Below are 12,788 nucleotides of genomic sequence, written 5' to 3' on the forward strand. Positions count from 1 at the left end.
CCGGACTCAGGGGGCCGTGCTGAAGCTCGGCGACTCCGCCCCGGCGCCCTCCCGGGCGCCTCCCGCGCGGGGGCGGTCCAGGAAGCCCGCCAGCACGGCGATGCCCAGGCCCACGACGGCCAGCAGCGCGCCGATCGCGGCGGGGGAGGTGTAGCCCAGGCCCGCGCTGATCCCGACGCCGCCCAGCCAGGCCCCGCCCGCGTTCGCCAGGTTGAAGGCGGAGTGGTTCGAGGCCGCGGCCATGGTCGGCGCCGCCCCGGCCCGGTTCATCACCAGGACCTGGAGCGGGGTGCACACGCCGAACCCCACCGCCCCCAGGACGACCAGGCTGACCGCCGCCGTCCAGGGGTTGTGCACGGTCACGGTGAACAGCGCCAGCACGATCGCCAGCGCGGCGAGGGAGCCGTAGATGGTGGGGCGCAGCGCGCGGTCGGCCAGGGGCCCCACGACCAGGGAGCCCAGGGTCATGCCGACCCCGAACAGGGCCAGGACGACCGGCACGGACGACGCGGACATCCCCGCCAGCTCGGTCATCATCGGCGAGACGTAGCTGTAGACGGCGAAGACCCCGGCGAAACCGAAGACCGCGGTGGTCAGGCCGAGCACGACCTGGGGGCGTCCCAGCTCGGACAGCTCCTGGCGCAGGCCAGCCCCCGGCGCCGCGGGCTGGCGCGGCACGAACGCCGCGACGCCCAGGGCGGCGAGCAGGGCGATGCCGGAGACGACCAGGAAGGCGGCGCGCCATCCCATCGCCTGGCCCAGGAAGGTGCCCACCGGCACCCCGACGATGTTGGCCACGGTCAGGCCCAGGAGGACGCGCGACACCGCCGTCGCCTGGCGGCCGGGGCCGGCCATCTGCGCGGCGACCAGGGACCCCACGCCGAGGAAGGCCCCGTGCGGCAGGCCGGCCAGGACCCGGGAGGCGAAGACGGCCCCGTAGGAGGGCGCCAGGACGGTGGCGAGGTTGCCCGCGAGGAAGAGTCCCATGAAGAGCAGCAGGACCGTCTTGCGGGGGACACGTGTGCTGAGCGCGGTGAGCAGCGGCGCGCCGACGACCACGCCCAGCGCGTAGGCGGAGATGAGATAGCCGGCGGTGGGGACCGAGACGCCGAGGTCGGCGGCGACGTCGGGCAGCAGCCCCATGATGACGAACTCGGTGGTACCGATGGCGAAGGCCCCGAGGGCCAGGGCGAGCAGGGCCAGAGGCATGGGTGGGCCCTCCAGACAAGGGACGGGGAAGAGACGGGGATCGCGGCGGGCGCCGTCGCCCGAAAAGCCCGCGCCTCGGCGACCCTGCCGGAGCGCCGAGGCGCGCAAGGGTCGTTTGGCACGTGCTAAATCCAGCCTCGCAGCACGGCCGGGGGGTTCTCAAACGATTCCGGTGTGATCTGTCCCGTGCGGGGGGAGAGCCTCACCACTCCCGCGTCCCGGCCGGACCCGCAGCGGGGGCAGGCCCCGGCGGGGCCGCCCCGGCGGGGCCGGATCAGCGCCGCGGAGGAGGTCCGGTGCTGCTCCGGACGGTGAGCACGGGCTCCAGGACCAGGTGTCGGCTCCCGGTGCGCCCGTCGTCCAGCCGCTCGGCCACCGAGCGGACCGCGAGCCGGGCCATCTGCGCCGCGTCCTGGCGCACGGAGGTGAGCCGCAGGAAGGGCAGGCGGGCCGTGCGGCTGTCGTCGTATCCCACCACGGACATGTCCTCCGGAACGGAGGTCCCGGCGCGGACCAGGGTTCCCGCCAGGCCCAGGGCGCACAGGTCGTTGCACGCGACCACGGCCGTCGGGGGCCGGACCCGGGAGAGCAGCGTGCGCGCCGCCCGGGCCCCGGACTCCTCGGTGTAGTCGCCGGGGAGGACGTCGACGCGCCCGGAGAGCCCGTGGGCGGCCATCCCCTCCCGGTACCCCCTCAGGCGCTCACGTGCTCCGGGCAGGTCGCCCCCGTCGACGTGGGCGATGTCGCCGTGCCCCAGGGAGACCAGGTGGTCGACGGCCTGGCGGACCCCGCGCGCGTCGGCGGTCCGGACGCTGTCGGTGCCGGGCGCGCCGGTGCGCTGCCCGATCTCCACCACCGGCACGAGTTCGGCGACCTTGGCCAGGTCGGCCGGGGCGGCGGCGGACATGCCGATGAGGATGAGGGCCTCGCACCGCAGGCCCAGGAGGTCGTCGACGGACTCGCGCTCGGTGCGGGTGGGCAGCATGGCGCTGAGGACGACGCTGTAGTCGAGTTCGGCCGCCACCGGGTAGACGGCCTCGACCACGTGCGCGTCGAGGGGGTGTTCCAGGGTGAACAGCACGCCGACCTGGCGGCTGCGCGTCCGGCGCAGGAGGCGGGCGGCGGTGTCGGCCCGGTAGCCGAGCTCCTCGGCCGCCCGCAGGATCTGCTCGCGGGCGGAGGCACTGGGACCGGGGCGCCCGCCGAGGACGAGGGAGACCAGCTGCCGGGAGACGCCCACGCGGGCGGCGACGTCGGCCATGGTCGGGCGCCGGGCGGGCCGCTGCCCCCCGGGCCCGCCCGCGCCGGGGTCACCGGGCTTCGGCATCTGCGTCCCCTCGGACTCGCTGGTGTAAGCGCATCGTACTGCGGGGCGCGGCCCCGGCCGTCCGGGTGCCGTCCGCGTCCTCGGCGCGGGGCGCCGGTAGGGCCCGACACCTCGCGGAGGAGATGTGGGAGTCGGGGGTCCGTGCCGGGGGCCTCGTCTCGCGGGCGGGCCCCGGCCTTCCGCCGGAGCGGCGGGGCGACCCCGGCACGCGCACGTGCGGGAGGCACGGGGAGCGGAGGCCGGGGGAAGGGCGGTGAAAAGGGTCCGGGGACGTGCCGGTGTGGCGGCACGTCCCCGGACGTAGCTGTGGCCCACGTCCCCCAACGCGGGCCACAGCGGGCGCGGCCAGTGTGCACTGAGTGCGGTCTGGCCGCTGGGAAGGCGGATGCAGCGACTGAATACGTGCCGGAAACCCCCATTGCCGACACGAGCGCGTGCATCCGCGCTTGGTTTGTGGTGGGAGCGCCTCACAGGACCTGGGTGGGTGTGGGAAGACTACGGGGTCGGGGTTCGGTCTGGGGCGCTTCACCTGTGAGAACGCTTCGTCTGATTGTGGTGTTCCCGTTCCTCGCACCGATTTTCGGTCCGGCCGGTAAAAAGCGGGTGCTGACTGGGGCAAGGGATGCCTATGCTCCTGCTGTGAACAGCACAGCAGGGGGCGCGGGCACGCCGGGGACGATGACCCTGTGGCGGCCCACAGGGCCCCGGGAACTCGCCCTGGTCAGGGATTCCGGCTGGCGGGAGTGGCCGCCGCGGCTGCCGGAGCAGCCCATTTTCTACCCGGTCCTGAACCGGGGGTACGCGGAGAGGATCGCCAGGGAGTGGAACCTGCCACGCGACGGTGAGGGGCACGTCACCCGGTTCCGCGTGGACGCCGGATTCGCGTCCCGGTACCCCGTGAGGCAGGCGGGCGGACGCACGATCCTGGAGCTGTGGGTGCCCGCGGAGGAGCTGGCGGAGTTCAACGCCCACCTGCGCGGCCCGATCGAGCTGGTGTGGTCCTACCTGCCCGAGCACCCCGAGGGGGTCTCCCCCCGCTGACGGGAGGGGAGCGGGCGGGACCCCGGCCGCGGGGGCGGGGTCCCGCCGGTCGGCGTGTCAGGCGTCGGGCACGAGTGCCAGGTCGGGGTCCAGGTCCGTGAGGGCGGCGAGGACGTCGCCGAAGGCGTCCGCGAGCACGACGGGCTCGCGGTCGGTGCGGTCGGTGGCCGGTGCGGAGGGGTCGCGTCGGGGGTCGAGGGTGGTGGCCATGGGGTTCCGGGCGCGGGGGCCGGTGGGGCGCGCCCTCCTCCTTCTCGTGTGATCACGTGCTCGGACGTCCCGGTCGCCGTGACTCCCGGTGACCGCGGGGTTCGGGTCAGGGATAGCACGCGGTGACGACCGTTCGGCTTGCGTCGCACCGGTCTCCCTTCCCCGGGAGGTGTCCGGTCCCTGGGCATGGTCATACCCGCGCACCACATCCGCGTGAACAGACGGTCTCCGGCCTGTGGACGGAGTGCCGGAGCGGGCCGGGCCGACCGTCCGGCGGACCGCTCGACACCGGTTCCGGTGCCGTGTTCCGGACATGTCGGTCCCGCGCACGCTCCGGTGTCCCCACCCCCGGCGGAGCGGTTCGCGAACCATGCCCCGGTCTTTGCGTGAAATTGGCCTTTCTCTTTTGGGGGCGAGGACGTTCCGTGGGAGACATGTGACGTAAAGTCACCCGATCCCGAGGAAGCCCACATGCCCTACGGATACTCCACAGGTTCCGGAGCGACGCTCGCGGCGACGGGGTTCGCCGCCGGCTACCTCTGGCTGGTCGTCGTCGGCCTCGTCCTGGTCGTCGCCGGAGCGCTGCTCGTCCGCGTCTCCTTCCGCCGGAACAGGGGGCCGCTGGAGCGATGACCCTCACTTTCCGCGACGCGGACCGGTCCGGGGGCCGGACCCGGCCGCCGCATGACCCGGTCCTGCCCACCGCCAGGACCGCGCGCCCCGGCGCGATGGCGTTCCTGGGGATGCTCGCGTTCGCCGCGTTCACCGTGTGGGGCATGGCCCACGTGGTCGGCGCGGTCGGCGGGTTCCACGAACCCCGGGCGAGCCTGGCCATGGTGTGGCTCGCCTCGTTCCTGCTCCTGTGGTGGGCGCCCTTCGCCTGGCTGGAGAGGCCCGTCCGCGCGACCGCCGACGAACAGGTGGCGCTCGACTCCCTGACCGTGACGGTCCAGGTCCCCGTCTACAACGAGGACCCGCTGGTCCTGCGCGCGTGCCTGGACTCGGTCCTCGCGCAGAGCCGCGCGGTGGACCGTGTGCGGGTCGTCGACGACGGCTCCGTGGACGCCGACGGGGAGCCCGTGGACTACGGCGGCATCCGCGACGCGTTCCTCGCCCGGGCCGCCGGCCTCGGGGTGGAGGCCACCTGGGACCGCACCGCCAACCGCGGCAAGCGCTTCGCCCAGATGCACGTGCTCGCCGAGGACGACGCCGACGTCTTCGTCACCCTCGACAGCGACTCGGTGCTCGACCGCCACGCCGTGAGGGAGGGCCTCGCGCCCTTCGCCGATCCGCGGGTGCAGTCGGTGGCGGGCCACGTCCTGGTGCTCAACAGGGACGCCAACCTGCTCACCAGGCTCACCTGTGTGCTCTACCTGCCGTTCACCCGGGGCCTGCGCAGCGCCCAGTCGGTCCTGCGCCGGGTGACGATCAACTCCGGCACCCTGGCCTTCTACCGGGCGCAGACGGTCCGCGAGAGCGCGGGGGCCTACGAGAACGAGCACTTCTGGGGCCGTCCCATGCAGATGAACGACGACTCCATGCTCACCTTCTACGCCCTGCTCAAGGGCGACACCGTCCACCAGCCGTCCGCGATCGTCTTCACCCTCGTCCCGGAGCGCCCGCGCCACTACTTCGGCCAGCAGCTGCGCTGGATGAGGGGGACGACGGTGCGGCACCTGTGGTGGCTGAGGTACATGCCGCTGCGCGGCGTGGTGTTCTGGGGGACGGTGACCGAGTACCTGCACATGCTCGTGGCCTACGCGGTTCCGCTGCTCGTGCTGTGCGACGAGGGCCTGCGCGAACAGTGGAGGTCCATCGCGGTCGCCGCACTCGTGATCGGCCTGGCGATCAACTACATCATGGCGCTGCGCCTGTTCACCGTGCGCAGGAGCGACGAGTCGGCGGGCTACCTGCTCCTGCTGTACCTGGTCTCCCCCGCGGCCGCGGTGTGGAGGCTCCTGGTGCTGCGGCCCCTGTACCTCTACGCGATGCTGACCTGCAGGCGGATCACCCGCTGGGGCACCAGGGAGGGGGTCGAGGTCGCCATGGCCGGCGGTTCCCCGCAGGCGGAACCCGGGGCCGCCGCCCGGAGCGCCTCCCCGGGGTGAGGGAGCGGGGCCGTCGGGGCCGGGGGAGGGGACCCATGAACCGAGGGGACCCCTCCTCCCGCACGGGGCGCCCCGGACCCCGGGGCGGCGGTCCTTCGGGGGCGCCGCCGTCCACGCCCTCCGCTCCGGAGCGCCGGGGAATACCTGTGTCGCCCCACCCGTTCCCCGTGATACCTTCATAGGAAATTACTTCTCAGGAAACAATATCGGGGAGCAGGCCATGCAGTTCGGAATCTTCTCAGTCAGCGACGTGACCACCGACCCGACGACGGGACGCACGCCGACCGAGGCCGAGCGGGTCAAGGCGATGGTCGCGATCGCGCTCAAGGCGGAGGAGGTCGGCCTCGACGTCTTCGCCACCGGAGAGCACCACAACCCGCCGTTCGTGGCGTCCTCCCCGACGACGATGCTCGGCTACATCGCGGCGCGGACCGAGAAGCTGATCCTGTCCACCTCCACCACGCTGATCACCACCAACGACCCGGTGAAGATCTCCGAGGACTTCGCGATGCTGCAGCACCTGGCCGACGGCCGGGTGGACCTGATGATGGGCCGCGGCAACACCGGCCCCGTCTACCCCTGGTTCGGCCAGGACATCCGCCAGGGCATCCCGCTGGCGCTGGAGAACTACAACCTGCTCCACCGCCTGTGGAGGGAGGACGTCGTCGACTGGGAGGGCAAGTTCCGCACCCCCCTCCAGGGCTTCACCTCCACGCCCCGGCCCCTGGACGGGGTGCCGCCTTTCGTCTGGCACGGCTCGATCCGCAGCCCGGAGATCGCCGAGCAGGCCGCGTACTACGGTGACGGCTTCTTCCACAACAACATCTTCTGGCCGGCCACGCACACCAAGAAGCTGATCTCCCTGTACCGGCGCCGCTTCGAGCACTACGGCCACGGCAAGGCCGACCAGGCCGTCGTCGGCCTCGGCGGGCAGGTCTTCATGCGCAAGAACTCCCAGGACGCGGTCAAGGAGTTCCGCCCCTACTTCGACAACGCCCCCGTCTACGGCGGCGGGCCCAGCCTGGAGGAGTTCACCCGCGAGACCCCGCTGACCGTGGGAAGCCCGCAGGAGGTCATCGACCGCACCCTGACCTTCCGGGACTCCTTCGGCCACTACCAGCGCCAGCTCTTCCTCATGGACCACGCCGGCCTGCCGCTGAAGACGGTCCTGGAGCAGCTGGACCTGCTCGGCGAGGAGGTCGTCCCGGTGCTGCGCAAGGAGTTCGCGGCCGGGCGGCCCGCCCACGTCCCCGACGCCCCGACCCACGCCTCCCTGCTGGCGGCCAAGGCCGCCGGGGGCGACAAGGGTGCGCAGACCGGCCGCGCCTGAGCCCCGGCCCGCCCGGCCCGGGGTGCGGGTGCGCCCCGCACCCCGGAGCGGGTGTCAGGCGAGGGTGCCCGGCGCCGCCGGGGAGGCGCTCCCGGCGAAGTACGCCCTGGCGCCCCCGGAGTAGAGCAGCGCGATCACGGTGAAGGCGAACGCGGCGGCGACGAGCTCCGGGAGCCCCGCGACCGGGGTGAAGGCCAGGGCGAGGATGCCCACGCCGTAGACGGCGTTGACGCCCAGGGCCGCGGGCCGCGCCGCGGGACGGCCCCGGGCGACCATGACGGTGAGCGCCAGCGAGGCGGCCCCGTACACGAGGGCCACGGCGGCGGCCACGAAGATGGCCCAGGGCGGGACCTCGGTCGCGGTCGGCATCGAGGGCGCGGCCTGCGCGGCGAACCCGCCGAGGAGGGCGAGCCCGCCGGCTCCGAGCTGGTAGAGGGTGATCAGGATCAGCAGGACGAGGACCGCGGTGACGCTCGACGGTCTGGTGCGTGCGTTCATGTGACGTTTCCTCCGCGCTAGGGGACGTCTCCTCCCAGGCACATAGCCGCAGGGAAGGGCCCTACACGTGAGCCGTACGGGCGCCGGGGCGTTCCCCCAGGTGGTGCGGGGGAAACTCATGCGTTCCCGGGGAGCTCGGCCGACCGGTCACGGGGAATAGGCCCCGGGGGCCGGACGTTCCGAGTGTTATCCTTTCCAGGAAACTTCTTCTTAGAAAACCTTTCGCGTGGAGGCCAGGCATGAGCACCCGAAGGATCGTCACCGTGTCGGCGGGGCTGAGCACCCCGTCCTCCACCCGGCTGCTGGCCGACCGGCTCACCGCCGCCACCGAGGCCTCGCTGGCCGACCGGGGGGAGAAGGCCGAGACCCGGGTCGTGGAGCTGCGCGACCTGGCCCACGACATCATGAACGCCATGACGACCCGGGTGCCCACCGGGGAGCTCCCCGGGGTCCTGGAGGACATCGCCGCCGCCGACGGCGTCATCGCCGTCACCCCCGTGTTCAACGCCTCCTACAGCGGCCTGTTCAAGTCGTTCTTCGACATCGTCGAGCCCGAGGCCCTGGACGGGACGCCGGTGCTCGTCGCCGCGACCGGCGGCAGCCCGCGCCACTCGCTGGTGCTGGAGCACGCCCTGCGCCCGATGTTCGCCTACACCCGCTCCGTGGTCGTGCCGACCGGCGTGTACGCGGCCTCGGAGGACTGGGGGGCGGGAGGCGGCGGCGGTCGGGAGCTGTCCGAGCGCGTCGACCGCGCCGCACGGCAGCTGGCCCTGCTCGCGGCCGACCACGCCCCCGGGGCCGACGACCCCTACGAGGAGCCCACGTCGTTCGCGGAACTGATGTCCGGCCTGGGAACCTGACCCCCCGCCGCACCCCGAACACGCCCGACCGGGGCCGATCCACGGCGCGCAGTGCACTGCACTGCGCGCCTCCGTTGTGCCCTGCACAACATTGGCACTCCTCCCTTCAACGGAGTCGGACCGAGTGACTACGGTCACTCCACCAGGCTGTCGGTCCCCACCGACCCCACCCCACCGGCCTGGTGAGGGAGTACCGATGCGATTCTCAGGACCCGCGCGCGCCTGCGCGCTCCTCGGGCTTGCCGCCCTTGTCTCCGCGTGCGCGCCCCTCCAGACCAGCGGCGCCGCCTCCGGTGTCGACGAGACGGAGGGAACCCTCCGCGTCTGGCTGTTCTCCGAGGTCGACCAGGCACCCAAGGAACGGGTCGTGGCGGCGGCGGTGGAGGAATTCGAGGCCGCGCACGACGGGGTCGAGGTCGAGGTCCAGTACATCCCGGTGGAGACCCGCGCGGAGCGCTTCCAGGGCGCCTTCCTCGACCCCGCCTCCGCCCCCGACGTCGCCGAGTACGGCAACACCGACCTGGCCGGGTACGTGGAGTCCGCGGGCCTGGCCGACCTCACCGAGGACCTGGCCGACTGGGAGCCCCGCGCGGACATCTCCGACGACGTCGCGGCCACCGCACGGGTCGACGGCGCCGACTACGGCGTGCCCTGGTTCCTCGGCGTGCGCGCCCTCTACTACCGCACCGACGTCCTCGGGGACCTCGGGCTGGAGGTCCCCCGGACCCTGCAGGAGGTCGTGGAGACCGGCCGGGCGGTGCGCGAGGACGACCCGCGGATGCTGGGCGTCTCCGCCGGCGGCGCCTACACCTACGCGATGATGCCGTTCGTCTGGGCGCACGGCGGCGACATCGCCGAACCCGACGGCGACTCCTACACCGCGACCATCGACTCCGCCGAGGCCAAGGAGGGCCTGGAGCTGTACGGGCAGATCCTCTCCGACGACGTGTGCCCGCCCCAGACCTGCTCGGAGATGCGAGGGGACGCCTCCGTGCAGAACTTCGTGGCCGGCAGCGCCGCGATGACCATCGGGGGCAACTTCAACCTCAACGCGGTGCGCGCCAGCGACATCGCCGACGACGCCGCGGTCGTACCGCTCCCGGGCACCGAGCCCGGCAGCATCGCCCCGGCCTTCGCCGGGGGCAACAACCTCGGCGTCCTCGCCGGAACCCAGCGGCGCACGCTCTCCGTGGAGTTCGTGAAGCTGCTGGCCGGAAAGGAGTACCAGCTGCGCATGTACGAGGCCATGGGCAACCTGCCCGTCTTCACCGACGTCCGGGCGGGGCTGGCCGCCTCCGACGACGAGATCGCCCCCTTCGTCGAGACCATCGACGCGGGCACCCGGTTCGTCCCGGTCACCCCCTCCTGGGCGACCGTCGACGCCGAGGGCATCCTGCCGGCCATGGTGCAGCGCCTGGCCGCGGGGGACGCCTCGGTCGACCAGGCCGCGGACGAGGCCGCGCGGGCCCTCGACGACGCCTTCGGGCGGGGGTGACGCGCCGACATGGACAACCGGACAGCTCTGCGCCGCCGCCCGACCGGCGGACCCTCCGGCAACCGGAGCCGAAGGGTCGAACCCTGGATGTACCTGGTGCCCGCCGCGGTGGTGCTGGGCGGGATGCTCGTCTACCCGCTCTACCAGCTGGTGCTCGTCTCCTTCTTCGACTACCGCCAGCCCCAGGTCACGGGCGCCGAGCCCCTGCGCTTCGTCGGCTGGCAGAACTACCGTGAACTGCTGGCGGACGCCCAGTTCTGGGAGGTGCTGCTCAACACGGTCGGCTTCGCCGCGGCGTGCGTCGCGGGCACGCTCGCCGTGGGCGGAGCGCTGGCCGTGCTCGCCACCCGGCTGACCCCCTGGGTGCGCACCCTGCTCTTCCTCGCCGCACTCGGGGCCTGGGCGACGCCCGCCGTCACCGGCAGCGCGGTCTGGCTCCTGCTGTTCGACCCCACCCTCGGCCCGGTCAACCAGGCGCTCGCCGGGCTGGGCCTGACCGAGTTCGCCGGGCACTCCTGGACCTACGACAAGTGGTCGGCCTTCGGCCTCGTCGGCGCGCAGGTGGTGTGGTGCTCGTTCCCGTTCGTCATGGTCACCCTCTACGCCGGCATCCGGGCCATCCCCGGGGAGGTCGTCGAGGCCGCGCGTCTGGACGGCGCCTCCACGTCCCGGATCGCCTGGTCGGTGATGCTGCCGATCCTGCGCCCGGCCGTGACCATCGTGACCATCCAGTCGATCATCTGGGACTTCAAGATCTTCACGCAGATCTACGTCATGACCGGGGGCGGCGGGATCGCCGGACAGAACCTCGTGCTCAACGTCTACGCGTACCAGAAGGCGTTCGCCTCGGGCCAGTACGGGCTCGGCTCCGCCATCGGCGTGATCACCACGCTGCTGCTCCTCCTGATCACGCTCGTCTACCTGCGCGCCCTGCGCCGCCAAGGGGAGGTCCTGTGACGCTCCGCCGACTCAGGAACGACATCGCGGGACTGCTCGTCGCGCTGGTCGTCGCCCTGCCGCTCTACTGGATGCTGCTCTCGGCGCTCAGGCCGCGCGCCGAACTGGAGGCCGGCGACACCACGCCCTACACCCTCACCCCGTCCCTGGACTCGTTCCGACGGGTGCTCACGGTCGACGGGTTCGGCCAGTACCTGCTGAACAGCGCGCTGGTGGCGGTCGTGGTCGTGACCGCCTCGACCCTCTGCGCGTTCCTGGCCGCGGTGGCGCTCACCCGCTACCGCTTCCGGCTCCGCACCACTCTGCTCGTCATGGTGCTGGTGGCGCAGATGGTCCCGGTGGAGGCGCTGACCATCCCGCTGTTCTTCCTCATGCGCGCCGTGGGCCAGGGGGTCCCCGAACTGGGCCTGAACCACCTGGGATCGCTCATGCTGGTGCACACGGCGTTCGCCCTGCCGCTGGCGATCTGGATGCTGCGCAGCTTCGTCTCGGCGGTCCCCCGGGAGCTGGAGGAGGCGGCCTGGCTGGACGGCGCCGGAAGCCTCGCCTTCGTCACCCGGGTGCTCTTCCCCCTCGTGGCCCCGGGCGTGGTGGCCTGCAGTATCTTCTCGTTCATCATGACGTGGAACGACTTCCTGTTCGCCCGGACCTTCATCATCTCGGCGCAGGAGAACCAGACGCTGCCGATCGCCCTGCTGTCGCTCTTCAAGCCGGACCAGAACGACTGGGGCGGCATCATGGCGGGCTCGGTCCTGATGACGATCCCCGTCCTGGTGTTCTTCCTGTTCGTGCAGCACCGCCTCGCCTCGGGGCTGGGAGGGGCGGTGAAGGGGTGAACCGGGCCCCGGCGCCCCGGCGCAACTCGTCGGCGTCGCTGCGCCGCGCGCTGGCCATCGTGGACTTCGTCCGGGCGAGCCCGGCCGGGAGCGGCGGCGCGACCCTCACCGAGGTGGCCGAGAACGTGGGGGTGAACAAGAGCACGGTGCTGCGCCTGTCCGTGCCGCTGGTGGAGTACGGCCTGCTCACCCGTGACCCGCGCAGCGGACGGTTCCGCCTGGGCACGGCCGCCCTCACCCTGTGGCAGGCCTACCTGGACGACATGGAGCTGCGCTCGGTCGCCTCGGACCACCTGCGCGACCTCATGAGGCGCACCGGGCACACCTGCCACCTGGTGCTGCTGGACGGCCACGACGTCGTCTACGTGGACAAGGTGGAGAACACGGCCACGGTCCGGATGGCCTCGCGGATCGGCGCGAGGATGCCCGCCTACCGCACCGCGGTGGGCAGGGCGATCCTCGCGTTCTGTCCGGACGACCTCGTGGAGGACGTGGTGGCGGCGGGCCTCCCTGCGGTCACCGCGAGGACGGTGACCGATCCGGCGGTCCTCGCCGGGGAGCTGCGCCGGGTGCGCGAGCGCGGCTACGCCATCGACGACCGGGAGAACGAGCCCGAGGTCCGCTGCGTCGCCGCACCGGTGTTCGACCACAACCGCGACCCCGTGGCGGCGATCAGCGTCTCCTCCCTCGTGAGCCGTCTGCCGGTGGTCGAGGTGCGCAGGCTGGGGCCGGAGGTGGCCGCGGTGGCCGCGCGCATCTCCGCCGAGCTGGGCGGCGGGCAGGTCGAGGCAGCGAGCAGTGCACGTCGGGCGGGTAGGGGCGCCGCGGCCCCCGCTCCCCGGAGCCGCACCCGGGAGGCGTCCGCGGGGACCGCCCTCCCCGGGGGCGGCCCCACCCTGGCCTAACGCTGTTAGTTA

The 12,788-nt window shown here is 72.8% G+C and carries 13 protein-coding genes; 9 read left to right on the forward strand and 4 right to left on the reverse strand.

Translation table 11 applies throughout. From position 1 onward, the window contains the following. Positions 1-6 precede the first annotated feature (6 nt). Positions 7-1,209: an MFS transporter gene (locus tag ACFQBR_RS02955; protein WP_344175971.1), complete on the reverse strand. Its 1,203-nt coding sequence runs from the start codon at positions 1,207-1,209 to the stop codon at positions 7-9. A 274-nt stretch (positions 1,210-1,483) separates the two neighbouring features. Then, positions 1,484-2,470, reverse strand: coding sequence for a LacI family DNA-binding transcriptional regulator (locus ACFQBR_RS02960; protein ID WP_267950406.1), 987 nt, complete (start codon positions 2,468-2,470; stop codon positions 1,484-1,486). A 744-nt stretch (positions 2,471-3,214) separates the two neighbouring features. Here ACFQBR_RS02960 and ACFQBR_RS02965 point away from each other — a divergent pair. Further along, positions 3,215-3,577 (forward strand): ADP-ribosylation/crystallin J1, encoded by a 363-nt coding sequence (locus ACFQBR_RS02965; protein WP_267950405.1) that lies wholly within the window; start codon positions 3,215-3,217, stop codon positions 3,575-3,577. Positions 3,578-3,634: 57 nt separating this feature from the next. Here the strand turns inward: ACFQBR_RS02965 and ACFQBR_RS02970 are convergent, their stop codons facing one another. Further along, a complete protein-coding gene (locus ACFQBR_RS02970; protein ID WP_267944625.1) occupies positions 3,635-3,787 on the reverse strand; it encodes a hypothetical protein in 153 nt (50 codons plus the stop codon). A 471-nt stretch (positions 3,788-4,258) separates the two neighbouring features. On the opposite strand from ACFQBR_RS02970, the gene ACFQBR_RS02975 reads away from it, so the two are divergent. From ACFQBR_RS02975 to ACFQBR_RS02985, 3 genes are all read left to right on the forward strand, one after another. Continuing rightward, the gene (locus ACFQBR_RS02975; protein ID WP_344175973.1) at positions 4,259-4,420 is read left to right on the forward strand and encodes an LPXTG cell wall anchor domain-containing protein; all 162 of its coding nucleotides are present in this window, start codon (positions 4,259-4,261) and stop codon (positions 4,418-4,420) included. Next, positions 4,417-5,895, forward strand: coding sequence for a glycosyltransferase family 2 protein (locus ACFQBR_RS02980; protein ID WP_344175975.1), 1,479 nt, complete (start codon positions 4,417-4,419; stop codon positions 5,893-5,895). Before ACFQBR_RS02975 ends, ACFQBR_RS02980 begins: the two co-directional genes overlap by 4 nt. A 220-nt stretch (positions 5,896-6,115) precedes the next feature. Next, a complete protein-coding gene (locus ACFQBR_RS02985; RefSeq protein WP_344175977.1) occupies positions 6,116-7,225 on the forward strand; it encodes an LLM class flavin-dependent oxidoreductase in 1,110 nt (369 codons plus the stop codon). A 54-nt stretch (positions 7,226-7,279) separates the two neighbouring features. Here the strand turns inward: ACFQBR_RS02985 and ACFQBR_RS02990 are convergent, their stop codons facing one another. Next, positions 7,280-7,723, reverse strand: coding sequence for a hypothetical protein (locus tag ACFQBR_RS02990; protein ID WP_344175979.1), 444 nt, complete (start codon positions 7,721-7,723; stop codon positions 7,280-7,282). Positions 7,724-7,962: 239 nt separating this feature from the next. Here ACFQBR_RS02990 and ACFQBR_RS02995 point away from each other — a divergent pair, with 239 nt between their 5' ends. The 5 genes from ACFQBR_RS02995 to ACFQBR_RS03015 all read left to right on the forward strand — a co-directional run bounded on the left by ACFQBR_RS02995 (position 7,963) and on the right by ACFQBR_RS03015 (position 12,776). Beyond that, the gene (locus ACFQBR_RS02995) at positions 7,963-8,583 is read left to right on the forward strand and encodes an FMN reductase (RefSeq protein ID WP_344175982.1); all 621 of its coding nucleotides are present in this window, start codon (positions 7,963-7,965) and stop codon (positions 8,581-8,583) included. A gap of 196 nt (positions 8,584-8,779) precedes the next feature. Further along, positions 8,780-10,078, forward strand: a complete 1,299-nt coding sequence (locus ACFQBR_RS03000) for an extracellular solute-binding protein (protein ID WP_344175984.1) — start codon at positions 8,780-8,782, stop codon at positions 10,076-10,078. A gap of 87 nt (positions 10,079-10,165) precedes the next feature. Further along, a complete protein-coding gene (locus ACFQBR_RS03005; protein ID WP_267944617.1) occupies positions 10,166-11,035 on the forward strand; it encodes a carbohydrate ABC transporter permease in 870 nt (289 codons plus the stop codon). Continuing rightward, a complete protein-coding gene (locus tag ACFQBR_RS03010; RefSeq protein WP_267944616.1) occupies positions 11,032-11,871 on the forward strand; it encodes a carbohydrate ABC transporter permease in 840 nt (279 codons plus the stop codon). Before ACFQBR_RS03005 ends, ACFQBR_RS03010 begins: the two co-directional genes overlap by 4 nt. Beyond that, on the forward strand, positions 11,868-12,776 hold the full coding sequence (locus ACFQBR_RS03015) for an IclR family transcriptional regulator (protein WP_344175987.1): 909 nt from the start codon (positions 11,868-11,870) through the stop codon (positions 12,774-12,776). Before ACFQBR_RS03010 ends, ACFQBR_RS03015 begins: the two co-directional genes overlap by 4 nt. Positions 12,777-12,788 lie beyond the last annotated feature (12 nt).

This window comes from Nocardiopsis tropica, from assembly GCF_042660575.1.
Classification (GTDB): Bacteria; Actinomycetota; Actinomycetes; order Streptosporangiales; family Streptosporangiaceae; genus Nocardiopsis; species Nocardiopsis tropica.

Bases quoted from the DNA above. Each gene is read 5' to 3' on its own strand.
- ACFQBR_RS02955 (WP_344175971.1), bottom strand. From the start codon at position 1,209: ATGCCTCTGGCCCTGCTCGCCCTGGCCCTCGGGGCCTTCGCCATCGGT.
- ACFQBR_RS02960 (WP_267950406.1), bottom strand. From the start codon at position 2,470: ATGGCCGACGTCGCCGCCCGCGTGGGCGTCTCCCGGCAGCTGGTCTCC.
- ACFQBR_RS02965 (WP_267950405.1), top strand. From the start codon at position 3,215: ATGACCCTGTGGCGGCCCACAGGGCCCCGGGAACTCGCCCTGGTCAGG.
- ACFQBR_RS02970 (WP_267944625.1), bottom strand. From the start codon at position 3,787: ATGGCCACCACCCTCGACCCCCGACGCGACCCCTCCGCACCGGCCACC.
- ACFQBR_RS02975 (WP_344175973.1), top strand. From the start codon at position 4,259: ATGCCCTACGGATACTCCACAGGTTCCGGAGCGACGCTCGCGGCGACG.
- ACFQBR_RS02980 (WP_344175975.1), top strand. From the start codon at position 4,417: ATGACCCTCACTTTCCGCGACGCGGACCGGTCCGGGGGCCGGACCCGG.
- ACFQBR_RS02985 (WP_344175977.1), top strand. From the start codon at position 6,116: ATGCAGTTCGGAATCTTCTCAGTCAGCGACGTGACCACCGACCCGACG.
- ACFQBR_RS02990 (WP_344175979.1), bottom strand. From the start codon at position 7,723: ATGAACGCACGCACCAGACCGTCGAGCGTCACCGCGGTCCTCGTCCTG.
- ACFQBR_RS02995 (WP_344175982.1), top strand. From the start codon at position 7,963: ATGAGCACCCGAAGGATCGTCACCGTGTCGGCGGGGCTGAGCACCCCG.
- ACFQBR_RS03000 (WP_344175984.1), top strand. From the start codon at position 8,780: ATGCGATTCTCAGGACCCGCGCGCGCCTGCGCGCTCCTCGGGCTTGCC.
- ACFQBR_RS03005 (WP_267944617.1), top strand. From the start codon at position 10,166: ATGTACCTGGTGCCCGCCGCGGTGGTGCTGGGCGGGATGCTCGTCTAC.